The sequence below is a fragment of the Lactobacillus selangorensis genome (assembly GCF_001437205.1).
GTDB classification, from domain to species: Bacteria; Bacillota; Bacilli; order Lactobacillales; family Lactobacillaceae; genus Paralactobacillus; species Paralactobacillus selangorensis.
Map to the genome: position 1 here is coordinate 120,457 of NZ_JQAZ01000001.1, position 14,284 is coordinate 134,740.

Below are 14,284 nucleotides of genomic sequence, written 5' to 3' on the forward strand. Positions count from 1 at the left end.
AAAGGGGCGTTGTTGTGTTACAAGAATTAGCAATTCATAACTTTGCAATCATCGAACAGCTCGAGATGGCATTTGAAAATGGCATGACGGTGCTGTCTGGGGAAACTGGGGCCGGTAAATCGATTATTATCGATGCCGTCGGTCTATTGGCAGGCGGCCGTGGTTCGAGTGATTTCATTCGGACTGGCGCTAAAAAAGCGACCTTGGAAGGGCTGTTTGTCGTGCCCAGCGAAAATCGGGTCTGGACGATTCTGGAAAAATACGGCATCGACCACGAAGACGACACCATTCTGCTGCAGCGTGACCTCTATCAGTCCGGCCGCAATATTTGCCGGGTCAACGGCCGAATGGTCAACACGGCGACGCTGCGGGAAATCGGCGAATCATTAGTCGATATTCATGGTCAGAACGAACATCAGGAATTGATGCACCCCGAAAAACATCTCGGGCTGTTAGACCAATTTGCCGGCCAATCTGTTGCCAAAATCCGGAGCCAGTATGACAAACTGTACGCCGAATATCAGCGGGTCCAGAAAAATGTTCAGAAGAAGCAGCAGAACGAGCAGGAATGGGCGCAACGGCTCGATATGCTCCGTTATCAGTCGAGCGAGATTGAAGCGGCCCAGCTGCAGCCGCATGAAGAGGCGCAGCTGAGCGAAGAACGGGACCGGCTCAGCAATTATCAGAAGATTGCCGAAGCTTTGCAGGAAAGCTATTCGGCGTTAGCCGGCGATGAGAACCAGGCTCTCGACCAGATTGCCGTAGCGATGAATAATATGCAGGGCATCGCCGATTTTGCGCCTGAATACAAGGAGATTGCGACTAACATTGCCAACGCTTATTATGCCCTTCAGGACAGCGGCAGCGATTTATCGCACCAGCTCGATGGGTTGGAATGGGATGAAGGCCGGCTCGATGAAATCGAAAAACGGCTCGAAGTCCTGACCGAACTGAAACGGAAGTACGGCGATTCGGTCGAAGACGTGATTGCTTACGGTGCCAAGGTCAAGCAGGAATTGGGCCAGATGGAAGCGACCGACGAGAGCGAAGATGCCCTCGAAGAACAGCTTCAGCAACTGACCAAGCAGCTGACTCAAGTCGGAACCCAGTTAACGGCCGCCCGCCAAAAAGCCGCCAAACGTCTCGAAAAGGCGATTCATCAGCAGCTGACCGAACTCTACATGGGCAAGACCGTCTTCGAAGTCCGGTTTGCCAAGCCGACTCATCCGCCGCACTTTTATGCGACTGGTTTGGATAATGTCGAGTTTTACGTTCAGACCAACCCCGGCGAACGGTTCTTGCCATTAGCGAAAGTCGCATCCGGCGGGGAACTGTCCCGCATGATGCTGGCGCTTAAAACCATTTTTTCCGAATCCCAAGGCGTCACCAGTATTATTTTCGATGAAGTCGATACCGGCGTCAGCGGCCGGGTTGCGCAGGCCATCGCCAATAAAATCAGTTTGATTGCCAAAAACTCGCAGGTCCTGTGCATCACCCATTTGCCGCAGGTGGCAGCGATGAGCGACCACCAGTACTGGATTGAAAAGAAGGTTCAGCACAAACGGACGACGACGACCGTTGAAAAGATTACCGGCCAGAAACGGGTGGCTGCCTTGGCTAAAATGCTGGCCGGCACCGCCGTAACCCAGCTGACGACCGAGCATGCCGAAGAATTATTGCGCATGGCGCAGCAGACCCGCAAGCAGATTTATACCGAACATCCCAGTGGGGAATAAAGCGTCTGTGCACAAAAAAACCGTCGTCAATGCTTTTTAGCATTAACGGCGGTTTTTGATTATGTAATCCTAATCAATTTTCTGAATGTAACGGATTTGACGCATGTCAACGATGCCGACGACGTTTGTCGCTTCGTTTTGGAGGAGGTAGCGCTGGTCATCGAGCCGATGCGTCAGCTGTCCTTGCAAAGTGACATCTTCGAGCGCATGATGGTTGAAGTAGATGCGCACCCGATAGTGCCGGTTGAGACTTTGTTGTAAGAATAATTTTAACTGGTCGTATTTCATCTGCGGAAGCGGCGTCGTGGGTTGTTCGAGGTCGAAGAAATGCTGATAACCCGCGATGACTTGCTGACTGAATTTTTTTAATGTGTTTGATTTGCGATCCATCTAAGAGCACCTCCGAACGCTTGTTTGTACTTTCATTATACGAACAGACGTTCGAAAATGCAAGGAGAAATTTGCTGACTTCTGACCCAAAGCATGCTAAAGTGAGGACGAAGCAAGTGAGGAGGCAGATTAGCATCGCAAAAGAAATTAAATATGAAATCGAAACCCATATCGGCACATTATCGACTAATGCCAAAGGGTGGACGAAGGAATTAAACCTGATTTCCTGGAACGGCCAGGCGCCGAAATTTGATTTGAGAGTCTGGGCACCTGACCATGAAAAAATGGGCAAGGGTATTACGCTGACGAATGAAGAGCTGGCGGCCCTGAAGGACATTTTGACGAGTATGTAACCTGCGAATGCCTCTTGAAATTTTTATGAAAAAGAAGCATAATGATAGGTAAACTTATTTCAGGAAGAGGTTACGTGAAAGATGACAGAACGGGGAATGTTAATTGTCCTATCGGGGCCGTCAGGTGTCGGTAAGGGTACAGTGCGGCAGGCAATGTTGGAGGATGAATTCCGAGATTTTCAGTATTCGGTTTCGATGACGACACGGAAGCCGCGTCCCGGCGAAGTCAACGGTCGCGATTATTACTTTGTCTCCAAAGCAGAATTCGAAGACAACATTAAAAACGACCAGATGCTTGAATACGCCCGGTATGTCGACAATTATTACGGGACGCCGTTGAAGTATGTCAATCAGACCCTCGATGAGGGGCGTGACGTCTTGCTTGAAATCGAAGTGAACGGTGCTCGTCAGGTGCGGGAAAAATGTCCGGATGGTGTCTTTATCTTCCTGACGCCGCCTGATTTGGGCGAATTGCGGCAACGAATCGAAAAACGGGGCACCGACGATGAAGCTACGATCGATAAACGGATGGACAAGGCAGCGGCCGAGATTAAAATGATGGCGCACTATGATTATGCTGTTGTGAATGATCAGGTCGATTTGGCCGTTCAGCGGATCGAAAAGATTATCGAAAGTGAACATTTACGAGTCGACCGTGTTTTGGATCGTTACGAAAAGATGATTGGAGCTGTGAAATAATGATTGTTTATCCATCTATTGATAAATTGTTAGACCGTGTGGATTCACGTTACTCGTTAGCTGTCTTAGCCAGCAAACGCGCACATCAAATCGAGGCCGGTGATGTTAAAATGCTCAGTGAATACAAATCACCGAAGCCGCTCGGCCAGGCGCTTGAAGAGATCGCAGCCGGCGATATCATTATCGACCCAGATTCAATGATGCTTGAAAAAGATGCCGAACGGATCGACAACGAAGAAAAACACGAAGAAGACAAGTAGTCCTTCGAACAATAGGAGGCTGGCGCAAAACGTTTTGTTTTGGCCAGCCTTTTTTTGCCGTTTGAAGGCGTGCGAACTGTTCCTTTATCGCACGCATTGAATTTGGTAAACTAGAGTTAATTGAACGAACGGAAAAGGGGGATTCGCAGCGTGACAAAATTTGCACAAGTCGTGGTCGATGTACCGACCTTGCAAACCAACCGGCCGTATGATTATGCGATTCCTGCGGCCTTAACCGACACAATCCTGCCCGGAATGCGTGTCGTCGTGCCCTTTGGCAAAGGCGGGCGCCGGGTGCAGGGTTTTGTGACCGCACTGACGACCCAGCAGCATTATGACGGCGACCTGAAAGCCATCGACACACTCGTCGACTTGCGACCGGCACTCAACACCGAACTCCTGCAGCTGTCCAAATGGATGGCCGACACGACTTATTCCTTCTGGATTAGCTGTATGCAGACGATGCTGCCGAACGTGATGCGGGCCAAGTACGAAAAAGCATTTCGCATTCAGGGCACAATTCCGGAACAAATCCGCACCGAAATTTTTCATAATCAGGCCGAATTGTTATACAGTGAGGATTTATCCGACCAGACTTTGCGGACGTTAAGCAAACTGCAGCAGGCCGGTCAGCTCGAAACCGTCTATCACGTCAAAAATCGCGCCCGCGTCAAGACACAGACGATGGTAACGACCGTTCTCAAGAATCGGGCTGCTTTTGCCGCCGCCAGCGCTGCCTTGCGTAAGAATGCCGCCAAGCAGTTCGAACTGCTGGCGTATTTGGAACGGCATCCAGAAACGGTGCCGTTAAAGCAGGCTGAAGATGAAACCAAACTGAGCCGGGCCATTTTTACGGCCGGTGCTAAAAAAGGCTGGCTCGAATTGAGTCAGCAGGAGGTTTACCGTGATCCGACTCGCGATACGCAGATTGAACAGACTCAGCCCTTGCAGTTGACGGCCGACCAGAAAACGGCCGTCGATGCGGTCGTGGCAGCTTCGAAAAACGGGTCGGACCGGACCTTCCTGCTCGAAGGTGTGACCGGCAGCGGCAAGACCGAAGTCTATCTGCAGATTATGGCGGCAGCACTGGCGCATGGCAAAACGGCGCTGATGCTGGTGCCGGAAATTGCCTTGACGCCGCAGATGGTCAACCGGGTCAAAGGACGGTTCGGCGATTTAGTCGCCGTCCTGCACAGCGGCTTGTCCGAAGGTGAAAAATACGATGAATGGCGCCGCATCGAACGGCACGAAGCCAAAGTGGTTGTCGGAGCGCGTTCGGCGGTGTTTGCACCGCTAGAAAATCTGGGTGTCCTCATCATGGATGAGGAGCATGAGTCCAGTTACAAGCAGGATGAATCGCCCCGTTACCATGCCCGTGATGTGGCTATTTGGCGGGGCCAGTACAACCATTGTCCCGTCTTATTGGGGAGTGCGACGCCTTCGCTGGAGTCACGAGCTCGGGCGCAAAAAGGTGTTTACCAGCTCCTGCGCCTGCCGGAACGCATCAACGGCCAGCCGCTGCCGCAGGTAACTTTGATTGATATGAAGGCTGCCCTGCGCAAAAATAAAAACGGCAATTTTTCGCCGCAATTACTGACGGCCTTGCAAGGTCGGCTCATCAAGCATGAACAGAGCGTTCTGATGCTGAACCGGCGGGGCTTTTCGTCATTTGTGATGTGCCGGGATTGCGGGTTTGTCCTGAAATGTCCGAACTGCGATATTAGTCTGACGCTACATATGGACACGCACTCGATGCGTTGCCATTACTGCGGCCACGAAGAGCCGATTCCGCAGATTTGTCCCAACTGTCACAGCCACAAGATTCGTTACTATGGAACTGGGACTGAAAAAGTTGAAAAAGAACTCCAGGAATTATTGCCTGAAGCCCGTATTTTGCGGATGGATGTCGATACGACCCGTAAGAAGGGCGCTCATGAACGCATCCTCCAGCAATTCGGCAGCAAAGAAGCGGACATTCTGCTGGGGACCCAGATGATTGCGAAGGGCCTCGATTTTCCCGATGTGACCTTGGTCGGTGTCATCAATGCCGACACTGCTTTAGGACTGCCCGACTTCAGAGCCAGTGAACGCACGTTTCAGCTGCTGACCCAAGTCAGCGGCCGGGCCGGACGAGCGAATAAGGAAGGCAAAGTCATCATTCAGACGTTCAATCCGGAGCACTATGCGATTCAATTCGCCCAACGTCAGGATTACGAAGGCTTTTACCGCCATGAGATGCAGATTCGGCATCGGGGCAACTATTCGCCGTATTATTACAGCGATTTAGTCCAAGTCAGCCATGAAGACGAAGGCCAGGCCGCTAAAATGATGTTTGAAATTGCCAATCGCATCAAGCCGATTTTAAGCGACCAAGCGATTATTTTAGGGCCGACCCCACGTTCGATCGCCCGTATCAATAAAAAGTACTATTATCAGATTGTGATTAAATACAAGCATGAACCACGCTTGCATGCCAAACTCGAAGAAATTTTGGAAACGACTCAAACCGAAACGCGTCACGGCTTCCAAATCGTGATCGACCATGAGCCGCAGCAATTTACGTAGACACCGAAAGGAAGTTATCCGTGATGACATCAATTATTTTTATGGGAACACCGCAATTTTCCGTCCCGATTCTGACCGCCCTCAACGAATCGCCTGATTACCAGGTCGAGGCCGTTGTGACCCAGCCCGACCGCAAAGTCGGCCGCAAGCAGAAACTGAGCCAATCGCCCGTCAAGCAGTATGCGGACGAACAGGGTCTCAAAGTCTTTCAGCCGCAGAAGCTGAGCGGCAGTCCCGAAATGCAGGAAATGATTGCGATGGCGCCGGATCTCTTCATTACGGCCGCCTTCGGTCAATTTTTGCCGACTAAATTGTTGCAGGCCGCTCGAATTGCCGCCATCAACGTCCATGGGTCCTTACTGCCGAAATATCGGGGCGGCGCACCCGTTCAGTATTCAATCTGGAAGGGGGACGCCGAAACCGGCGACACCATCATGTACATGGTCAAAAAGATGGACGCCGGCAACATGATTGCCCAAGTCAAAGTGCCGATCACGACCGAAGATGATAACGAATCCCTCTTTAAGAAATTAAGTTTGGCCGGGCGCGACCTGCTGATGGAGACGTTACCGGCCATTGTGGCGGGCACAGCACCATCCGTTGCCCAAGATGAGGCACAGGTGACCTTTGCCTACAATATCAAACCAGAAGAAGAAGAAATCAATATCGACCAGACGGCGACTCAAATCGACCAGCAAGTTCGGGCATTTCGGCCCGACCCCGTTGCGTATGCCATTTTAGACGGCAAACGGACCAAACTGTGGCAAGTTGCTCCAGTGGCAGCGACCACAACTGCACTAGCCCCTGGAACGGTAGTCGCCGTGACCAAGAAGAAGCTATGGGTCGCAGCTGGCGCCGGCACCGTTCTCGCCATTCAGGAATTGCAGCCGGCCGGCAAGGCCAAAATGCCGATTGCGGCTTATTTAAACGGCCAAGGCCAGCACATTCAGGAAGGGGATCATTTGATCGATGCGCCTCAGCAAGACTAATCCACGTTTACTAGCGCTCGATTTGCTTGATCGAGTTGAAAAAAGCGGCAGCTATTCGAATTTAGAACTCGACCATGTCATCGCTCACAACCAGCTCGACGGTCGGGATGCAGCCCTGCTGACGAACATCATCTACGGGACGATTCAGCATCGCCTGACGCTCGATTATGCGATTGACCAAGTTGCCAAAAAGCCAAAAAAGATTCAAGACTGGGTCCGGCAGCTGCTGCGGCTGTCGATTTACCAGATGGTCTACTTGGATAAGATTCCGAATCGGGCCATCTTTTACGATGCCACCGAAATCGCCAAACAGCGGGGCCACAAGGGCGTGGCCGGCTTTGTGACCGGGATACTGCGGCAGCTGGAACGCCAAGGCGTGCCGGACGGCAGCAAAATTACCAATCCGGTTCAGTCGCTCAGCGTTCGCACGAGTGTCCCGCAATGGCTGGTCGAAAAGTTTATCGGCCGGTTCGGCATGGACAAAACAACGCACATGCTCGCTTCAATCGATCGGGCGCCACGTGCAGCCATGCGGGTCAACACTGTCGTGACAGACCGTGACCAAGTGTTATCCGCACTGCAGCCGGCCCATGAATCGCTAACGACGAGCGCCATTTCACCCATCGGTTTGGTGGCGGACGGCGGTCATTTTGCCGGTACGCCAGAGTTTGCAGCCGGTCAGTATACGATGCAGGATGAAAGTTCGCAGCTGGTCGCCCCTAGCTTGCAGATTCAGCCCGGCGACCAAGTGCTCGATGCCTGCGCTGCTCCAGGCGGCAAGACGACGCATATCGCTACTTACCTTGACCCGGCTCAGGGCGGCCAAGTGCTGGCACTGGATTTACATGCCAAAAAACTGAAGCTGATCGAAGCCAACGCCGACCGGCTCCATGTTGCCGATCGTATCATTACGAAGGCGATGGATGCTCGTGACGTCAAGACCGTTTTCAAAGACACCCAGTTTGACCGCATTTTGGTCGATGCCCCATGTTCCGGCCTGGGATTGATGCGCCGCAAGCCTGAAATCAAGTATCATCAGAGTCAGGCCGATTTCGACCATTTGCATGACATTCAGCTGGCGATTCTGACCAGTGCCGCCGCCACCTTAAAAGTCGGCGGCCTGCTGACGTACAGCACTTGTACACTCACTCAGGAAGAAAATGACGACGTGGTGGCTGACTTTTTGAACGGCCATCCCGCTTTCGAGCAGGTGCCGGTGGCGACACCCGTTCCATTGACACAGGCTTATCGGCAATCGCCGAGTGTACAGCTGCTGCCGGACGATTACGGCACAGATGGCTTCTTTATTGCTACGTTGAAACGAGTCGCAGATTAAGGATGGATCAAATATGATAGAAATTGCGTATCAAACCGATGTCGGACAAAAACGGGAAAGTAATCAGGATTATGTCGGCACATTCCTCAACAAAGGCGGGGCTCGTTTTGCCATCGTTGCCGATGGGATGGGCGGTCATCGGGGCGGCGATGTCGCCTCTGAAATGGCCGTTTCGCACATCGGGTATCATTTCGAACAGACGACCAGCACCGATGTCGAAGAACTCATCAAATGGCTCGTCGTCGAGCTCCAGAATGAAAACCAGCAGATTATCGATGCCTCTGAAGAATATGCTGATTTAATGGGAATGGGGACGACGATGGTCGCTGTCATCTTAGTCGACCATAAATTCGTAGTGGCCAACATTGGGGATAGCCGGGCCTATTTGTACCGGTCCGACCGGCTGAAACAGCTGACCGAAGATCATTCACTGGTCAATGAATTGGTCAAGCAGGGCGAAATCTCGCCGGAAGATGCTCGCAATCATCCGCAGAAGAACATCATCACCCGCAGTCTCGGCATCTCAACTGATGTCGATGCCGATGTGACCATCTACGAACTGGCTGAAAACGACCTCCTGTTATTGTGCACCGATGGTCTGACCAACATGATGACCGACCGTCAAATTGCCATGATTTTAGCGTCGCCAGAAGATATTACTGAAAAATGCAAGGCACTTGTCAAAGTAGCCAACCAAGCGGGGGGATTGGATAATATCACGGCACTTTTGATTCATGAGACGCAACAGGCGGTGAATGACTAATGGAAAAAGGATATACCATTAACGGCCGCTACCGGATTCTCAGCATGCTGGGAGAAGGCGGCATGGCCAATGTTTACTTAGCCCAGGACCTGATTCTGAACCGTCAGGTTGCCGTCAAAGTGCTGCGGCTCGATCTCCGCAACGATGTGGCCACCGAACGTCGTTTTCAGCGGGAGGCATTAGCCACAACAGAACTTGTCCATCCCAACATCGTTTCGATTTATGATGTCGGCGAAGAGGACGGGATGCAATACATCATCATGGAGTATGTCCATGGCACCGATTTGAAGAAATACATCGCCAAACATTTTCCGATTCCGTATGAACGGGTCATCGATATTATGGAACAGATTCTCTCGGCGGTGGCGGTTGCCCATCAGCACGGCATTATTCACCGTGATTTGAAGCCCCAGAATATTCTGATCGATGACCAGCATCACATCAAAATTACCGATTTCGGCATTGCAATTGCGATGAGCGAAAATTCTTTGACGCAGACGAACTCGATGCTCGGGTCGGTCCACTATTTATCGCCGGAACAAGCTCGCGGCGGGATGGCGACCAAACGTTCCGATATCTATTCGTTAGGGATTATCCTGTATGAATTATTGACGGGTAAAGTGCCGTTTGAAGGCGAATCGGCGGTGGCAATCGCCCTGCAGCATTTCCAAACGACGATTTCATCGGTTCGGGATTACGACCCGAATATTCCACAGGCGCTCGAAAACGTCGTCTACCGGGCAACGGCCAAACAGCCGTCCGAACGGTATGCGTCCGTCGAAGATATGGCGGCTGACCTCAAAACATCGTTATCGCCCGTCCGGAAAGACGAGCCGAAATTCATTCCGGAAGATAATCACCAGATGGAGGAGGAGACAAAAGTGCTCTCCAAACCCGATTTGGTGGCTGCTACAGATGAGCCGACCCAGACCATCAAGCGTCCGGCAGCGAGCAGCGGCACCACGCCGCCCGATCCGCCGCAGAATACGCCCGATCGCCAGTCTGACTCGCAGAAGCAGCCGCACAAACACCGGCGCTGGTGGTTGTGGGTGCTGGCCATCGTTCTGATTGGCGTGATTGGCGGCTGGATTGTTGTGCAGCAGCAGCGGGTCATTGTTCCGGACCTGTCCGAAATGACCAAGGAACAAGCTGAGCCGGTATTGGCGGATGCCGGGCTGAAAGTGGGTGCCATTCAGCACCGCAGCAGCGACACGGTCAACGAAAAGCATATTATTGCAACAAAACCGAAGCTGAACAAGAAGGTGGCACGTAATACGCCGATTGCGCTCGTAATTAGTACGGGTCCCAAGAAAATCAAACTAGCGGACTGGCGGGGCACCGTTTATAAGAAGACCCGCAAGCAGCTGGAACGAGAAGGCTTTACTGTTCAAAAGGAAACAAAAACGTCGAAGACAGTTAGCACCGGCGACATTATTTCACAGAGCATCGCCAGCGGCAAACGAGTCGTTCCTAGTGAAACGACCATCACGTTTGTCGTCAGTTCGGGCTTAGCCTCCTTTAAACTCCGTGATTTGTCCGGTTATTCACAAAAGAGTGTTCAAGACTACGCCGAAGAACGAGGGCTGAATCTGCAGATTACACTAGCCAATTCGGAGACGGTTTCCAAAGACCAAGTCGTCAGTCAGTCGGTCACGCCGGAAACGGTCATGCATCGTGGCGACTCATTGTCGGTTGTCATTTCGAAAGGCAAAAAACAGACCGATGATGCGGCGTCGAGCCAGTCGGCCAGCGATAACAGCGGAACGGATACACCAGCACAAGATCAGACGACGGCCAGTTCGAGTTCAGCTGCTAGCGAACCAGCAGCGGCAAGCAGCAGTAGCGAGTCGAGTGCGTCTGAAGCGGTTCCGAATGCATCTAGCAACTCGGCAGTAACCGAATCCAGTCATTAAAGCATTTCAAAATAAGCATCGCCGTTCACAATCGAACGGGGATGCTTTTGTTTTTAAACACGTGCTATAATGGGCACAAGACTATATTTGAAAGAGGTGTCATTGTGCAAAAAGGACAAATCATTCGGGCCATCAGCGGTTTTTACGATTTAGCCAGCGACGGGAACGTCTACCGGACACGGGGGCGGGGCAATTTCCGCAAACGGGGGATTAAGCCGTTAGTCGGCGATTGGGGCGAATTCGAGAGCAGCAGTGAAACGGAAGGCTACTTATTAAATATCCTGCCCCGTGAGAACGAACTCGTCCGGCCGCCGGTTGCCAACGTTGACCAGGCCGTCATCGTGACTTCCTGCGTCGAACCGCAGTTTTCGGCGAACCTGCTCGACCGGTTCCTCGTTTACCTTGAGAGCAAGGGAATCAAGGCGGTTATTTACTTGACTAAAACGGATTTGGCATCGGAACAGCAGCTGGCCGAATTGAAGACAATCAGCGATTATTACCGTTCGATCGGCTATCCGGTTGTGATGCCGGAGCAGGTGTTCGACCAGGCCAGTTTGGAACAGCTCGAAGCGACGTTCAAGCAGCAACTGACGATTTTCACCGGCCAGTCTGGTGCCGGCAAGTCGACGCTGCTCAATCATATTGCGCCGGACCTGCATTTGAAGACGGCGGCGATTTCACAAAGTTTGAATCGTGGGAAGCATACGACCCGGCACGTCGAATTGATTCCGCTTGCTGGGGGACTCGTCGCCGATACACCCGGTTTCTCGTCGCTGAGTATCCTCAAAATCCCGTTGACGGAATTACCGAATGATTTTCCTGATTTTGTGGCTGCCGCACCGTACTGCAAATTCCGCAGCTGCCTGCACGTCAAAGAACCTGACTGCGAGGTCAAGCGCCGTGTCGATGATGGCCGCATCCTCAAGAGCCGCTATACGGATTATCTGCAGTTTCGGGGCGAAATTATGCAGCAGAAACCAACTTATTCACATAAGGAGTGATCATAATGATCAAAATTGCACCTTCTATTTTAAGTGCGGACTATGCCAACTTGCAGCGTGACGTCGAGCTGGTCGAAAAAGGCGGCGCCGATTTATTGCATATCGATGTCATGGACGGCCATTTTGTGCCTAATTTATCATTCGGACCAGGGGTCGTTTCGGCATTGCGTCCGATTACGAAATTACCATTGGAATGCCATTTGATGATCGATGCCCCTGAACAATATATCAAAGCATTTGCGCAGGCGGGCGCCGACCGTATTTTGGTCCATGTTGAAAGTACACCACATATTTATCGGGCGCTCCAAATGATTAAGGATGCCGGACTCGAAGCCGGTGTGGTCATCAATCCGGGCACGCCGCTTGAATTGATCACCAATGTCTTGCCAATTGTCGACCAGGTCCTGGTCATGACCGTCAATCCTGGCTTCGGCGGCCAAGTCTTTCTGAAGGGGATGCTTAAAAAAGTATCCCGGCTCGATCAGCTGCGGCAGACGAATTACAATCAGGATTTCAAGATTGAAGTCGACGGCGGCATTAACGATCAGACGATTGCAGCTTGTGCCAAAGCCGGCGCTGACGTCTTTGTGGCCGGTTCATATGTCTACGACAGCGATAATCCGGTCGCACGCATGAATCATTTACGGGATTTAGCAGCCGATGCAACGCATTAACCTGCTTGTCGGCGGACCGGAAGTATTATGGCCGGCACAACTGAAAACGGCACCGACCGCGATTCCTGGCGGCTGGCTGGGAATCGATCGCGGCAGTTTGCGGCTCCTCAAAATGGGGATTGTTCCGCAAATTGCGATTGGCGATTTCGATTCGCTGCATCATACCGAACTGCACCAGCTTGAAAAAAAGGTGCCCGACATTCGTTATTCGATTCCTGAAAAAGATGATACGGACACCGAATTGGGCCTAAAAACGGCTTTGTTTGACTTGCAAGCCGATCAGGTCGCGATTTACGGCGCAACTGGCGGCCGGCTGGATCATTTTCTCGTGAACTTGTTCATGGTCTTAGAACCGCGTTTTAAGCCGTATTGCGAACGTGTCATGCTGCTTGATCGGCAGAATTCGATTCGTTTTTATCGGCCCGGCGCACATGTCATCCAAAAAGAACCCGATAAACGTTATTTAGCTTTTGTGCCGCTGACTGCTGTGACCGGCTTGACCTTGCCCGACGAAAAATACCGGCTCGAGCAGGCCGATTCGGTCGACCCGATTTCATGGGCCAGCAACGAATTTATCGGCACAACCGGCCATTTCTCGTTTACCAGCGGGGTGGTGGCGGTCATTCAAAGCAGCGACCTGAACGGCCAGAAAGCCGATGCGCCTGTCTGAAGGCACAAAAAAAGAACACCAACAGTTGTTGGTGTTCTTTTTTATGAAACACTTATTTCAATTAAACGCGCGTAACCTTACCTGACTTCAAAGCGCGAGCTGAAACCCAAACGCGCTTCGGCTTACCGTCAACTAAAATGCGCACTTTTTGAAGATTCGGCTTCCAAGAACGACGGGAAGAGTTCAAGGCATGAGAACGCTTGTTGCCAAAACGTGTTTTACGGCCAGTAATGAAATCTTTTGCCATAGTTTTTTCCTCCTTTATACTAAAAAGCCAACCGAACGCATTTTAAAACAATCTGCTTGATCGAATACGACGTAGCTTTTCATAATTCACTTAAACAATTTATCATAAATCCCGACAGATAGCAAGATTTTCTTTAAAGTAATTTTACTTGACAGCTTGTCAAATAGGCACAAACCTGGTCCTTTCCTTCCCTGTCGACCTATGCTAAAATAGGAAAGAAGTTCCAGTAAGGAGGCTGTTTGATGGCAGTCAAAATCAAAACAAAATATGGGGATATTGATATCACCAATAATGTGATCGCAACGGTGGTCGGCGGTGCTGCAACTGATATTTACGGCATTGTCGGCATGGCCAGCAAGAGCCAGATTCGTGACAATCTCAACGATATTTTAAAGCGTGAAAATTACAGTCGTGGGGTCGTTGTCCGGCAAGAAGACAATGGCGTCACAGTCGATGTTTACATTATCGTCGCTTACGGTATCAAGATTTCAGAAGTCTGCCGGAATGTGCAGGATAAGGTCAAATATAATTTGAACACAATGCTGGGGATTTCAGCCAACTCTGTGAACGTTTTTGTTCAGGGAGTCCGTGTCATCAGCGAAGACTAGAAAAGGGCGGGGTGGCGCCACTTCGGCGGTGCCGTGCGCTCTTTTTTAATAGGCACAGATGGACCTGAATCGGGTCTGGT

Annotated in this window: 15 protein-coding genes; 13 read left to right on the forward strand and 2 right to left on the reverse strand. The window is 51.4% G+C overall.

The window, feature by feature from the left end:
• Window positions 1-14: 14 nt before the first annotated feature.
• On the forward strand, window positions 15-1,736 hold the full coding sequence (gene recN, locus IV40_RS00640) for a DNA repair protein RecN (RefSeq protein ID WP_057768375.1): 1,722 nt from the start codon (window positions 15-17) through the stop codon (window positions 1,734-1,736).
• A gap of 69 nt (window positions 1,737-1,805) precedes the next feature.
• Here recN and IV40_RS00645 read toward each other — a convergent pair whose 3' ends face one another.
• Window positions 1,806-2,126: a hypothetical protein gene (locus tag IV40_RS00645; RefSeq protein ID WP_057768377.1), complete on the reverse strand. Its 321-nt coding sequence runs from the start codon at window positions 2,124-2,126 to the stop codon at window positions 1,806-1,808.
• 134 nt (window positions 2,127-2,260) lie between these two features.
• Between IV40_RS00645 and IV40_RS10870 the strand changes: the two genes are divergently transcribed.
• From IV40_RS10870 to IV40_RS00700, 11 genes are all read left to right on the forward strand, one after another.
• Window positions 2,261-2,479, forward strand: coding sequence for a YdbC family protein (locus IV40_RS10870; protein WP_057768806.1), 219 nt, complete (start codon window positions 2,261-2,263; stop codon window positions 2,477-2,479).
• 81 nt (window positions 2,480-2,560) lie between these two features.
• Window positions 2,561-3,178: a guanylate kinase gene (gene gmk / locus IV40_RS00655; RefSeq protein ID WP_057768380.1), complete on the forward strand. Its 618-nt coding sequence runs from the start codon at window positions 2,561-2,563 to the stop codon at window positions 3,176-3,178.
• Complete coding sequence (rpoZ, locus tag IV40_RS00660) at window positions 3,178-3,438, forward strand: DNA-directed RNA polymerase subunit omega (protein WP_057768383.1); 261 nt, start codon at window positions 3,178-3,180, stop codon at window positions 3,436-3,438. The genes gmk and rpoZ overlap by 1 nt, the downstream gene beginning before the upstream one ends.
• A 150-nt stretch (window positions 3,439-3,588) precedes the next feature.
• Window positions 3,589-6,003: a primosomal protein N' gene (gene priA / locus IV40_RS00665; protein WP_057768386.1), complete on the forward strand. Its 2,415-nt coding sequence runs from the start codon at window positions 3,589-3,591 to the stop codon at window positions 6,001-6,003.
• Between the two features lie 23 nt (window positions 6,004-6,026).
• Complete coding sequence (gene fmt, locus IV40_RS00670) at window positions 6,027-6,992, forward strand: methionyl-tRNA formyltransferase (protein ID WP_057768389.1); 966 nt, start codon at window positions 6,027-6,029, stop codon at window positions 6,990-6,992.
• The gene (gene rsmB / locus IV40_RS00675; protein WP_057768392.1) at window positions 6,973-8,328 is read left to right on the forward strand and encodes a 16S rRNA (cytosine(967)-C(5))-methyltransferase RsmB; all 1,356 of its coding nucleotides are present in this window, start codon (window positions 6,973-6,975) and stop codon (window positions 8,326-8,328) included. The genes fmt and rsmB overlap by 20 nt, the downstream gene beginning before the upstream one ends.
• Window positions 8,329-8,344: 16 nt before the next feature.
• On the forward strand, window positions 8,345-9,091 hold the full coding sequence (locus IV40_RS00680) for a Stp1/IreP family PP2C-type Ser/Thr phosphatase (protein WP_057768807.1): 747 nt from the start codon (window positions 8,345-8,347) through the stop codon (window positions 9,089-9,091).
• Complete coding sequence (gene pknB / locus IV40_RS00685) at window positions 9,091-11,004, forward strand: Stk1 family PASTA domain-containing Ser/Thr kinase (protein WP_057768395.1); 1,914 nt, start codon at window positions 9,091-9,093, stop codon at window positions 11,002-11,004. The genes IV40_RS00680 and pknB overlap by 1 nt, the downstream gene beginning before the upstream one ends.
• 104 nt (window positions 11,005-11,108) lie before the next feature.
• Window positions 11,109-12,005, forward strand: coding sequence for a ribosome small subunit-dependent GTPase A (rsgA, locus tag IV40_RS00690; RefSeq protein ID WP_057768398.1), 897 nt, complete (start codon window positions 11,109-11,111; stop codon window positions 12,003-12,005).
• Window positions 12,006-12,013: 8 nt separating this feature from the next.
• A complete protein-coding gene (rpe, locus tag IV40_RS00695; RefSeq protein ID WP_201782045.1) occupies window positions 12,014-12,679 on the forward strand; it encodes a ribulose-phosphate 3-epimerase in 666 nt (221 codons plus the stop codon).
• Window positions 12,666-13,349, forward strand: a complete 684-nt coding sequence (locus IV40_RS00700; RefSeq protein WP_057768404.1) for a thiamine diphosphokinase — start codon at window positions 12,666-12,668, stop codon at window positions 13,347-13,349. The genes rpe and IV40_RS00700 overlap by 14 nt, the downstream gene beginning before the upstream one ends.
• A gap of 61 nt (window positions 13,350-13,410) precedes the next feature.
• Here the strand turns inward: IV40_RS00700 and rpmB are convergent, their stop codons facing one another.
• Window positions 13,411-13,596 (reverse strand): 50S ribosomal protein L28, encoded by a 186-nt coding sequence (rpmB, locus tag IV40_RS00705; protein WP_057768407.1) that lies wholly within the window; start codon window positions 13,594-13,596, stop codon window positions 13,411-13,413.
• Between the two features lie 242 nt (window positions 13,597-13,838).
• Here rpmB and IV40_RS00710 point away from each other — a divergent pair, with 242 nt between their 5' ends.
• Entirely contained in the window at window positions 13,839-14,204 is a 366-nt protein-coding gene (locus tag IV40_RS00710) for an Asp23/Gls24 family envelope stress response protein (RefSeq protein WP_057768410.1), read from the forward strand.
• Window positions 14,205-14,284: the final 80 nt, after the last annotated feature.

Excerpts from the sequence above, each read along its gene's own strand:
- IV40_RS00645 (WP_057768377.1), bottom strand. The coding sequence starts at position 2,126 with ATGGATCGCAAATCAAACACATTAAAAAAATTCAGTCAGCAAGTCATC.
- gmk (WP_057768380.1), top strand. The coding sequence starts at position 2,561 with ATGACAGAACGGGGAATGTTAATTGTCCTATCGGGGCCGTCAGGTGTC.
- rpoZ (WP_057768383.1), top strand. The coding sequence starts at position 3,178 with ATGATTGTTTATCCATCTATTGATAAATTGTTAGACCGTGTGGATTCA.
- fmt (WP_057768389.1), top strand. The coding sequence starts at position 6,027 with ATGACATCAATTATTTTTATGGGAACACCGCAATTTTCCGTCCCGATT.
- rsmB (WP_057768392.1), top strand. The coding sequence starts at position 6,973 with ATGCGCCTCAGCAAGACTAATCCACGTTTACTAGCGCTCGATTTGCTT.
- pknB (WP_057768395.1), top strand. The coding sequence starts at position 9,091 with ATGGAAAAAGGATATACCATTAACGGCCGCTACCGGATTCTCAGCATG.
- IV40_RS00700 (WP_057768404.1), top strand. The coding sequence starts at position 12,666 with ATGCAACGCATTAACCTGCTTGTCGGCGGACCGGAAGTATTATGGCCG.
- rpmB (WP_057768407.1), bottom strand. The coding sequence starts at position 13,596 with ATGGCAAAAGATTTCATTACTGGCCGTAAAACACGTTTTGGCAACAAG.
- IV40_RS00710 (WP_057768410.1), top strand. The coding sequence starts at position 13,839 with ATGGCAGTCAAAATCAAAACAAAATATGGGGATATTGATATCACCAAT.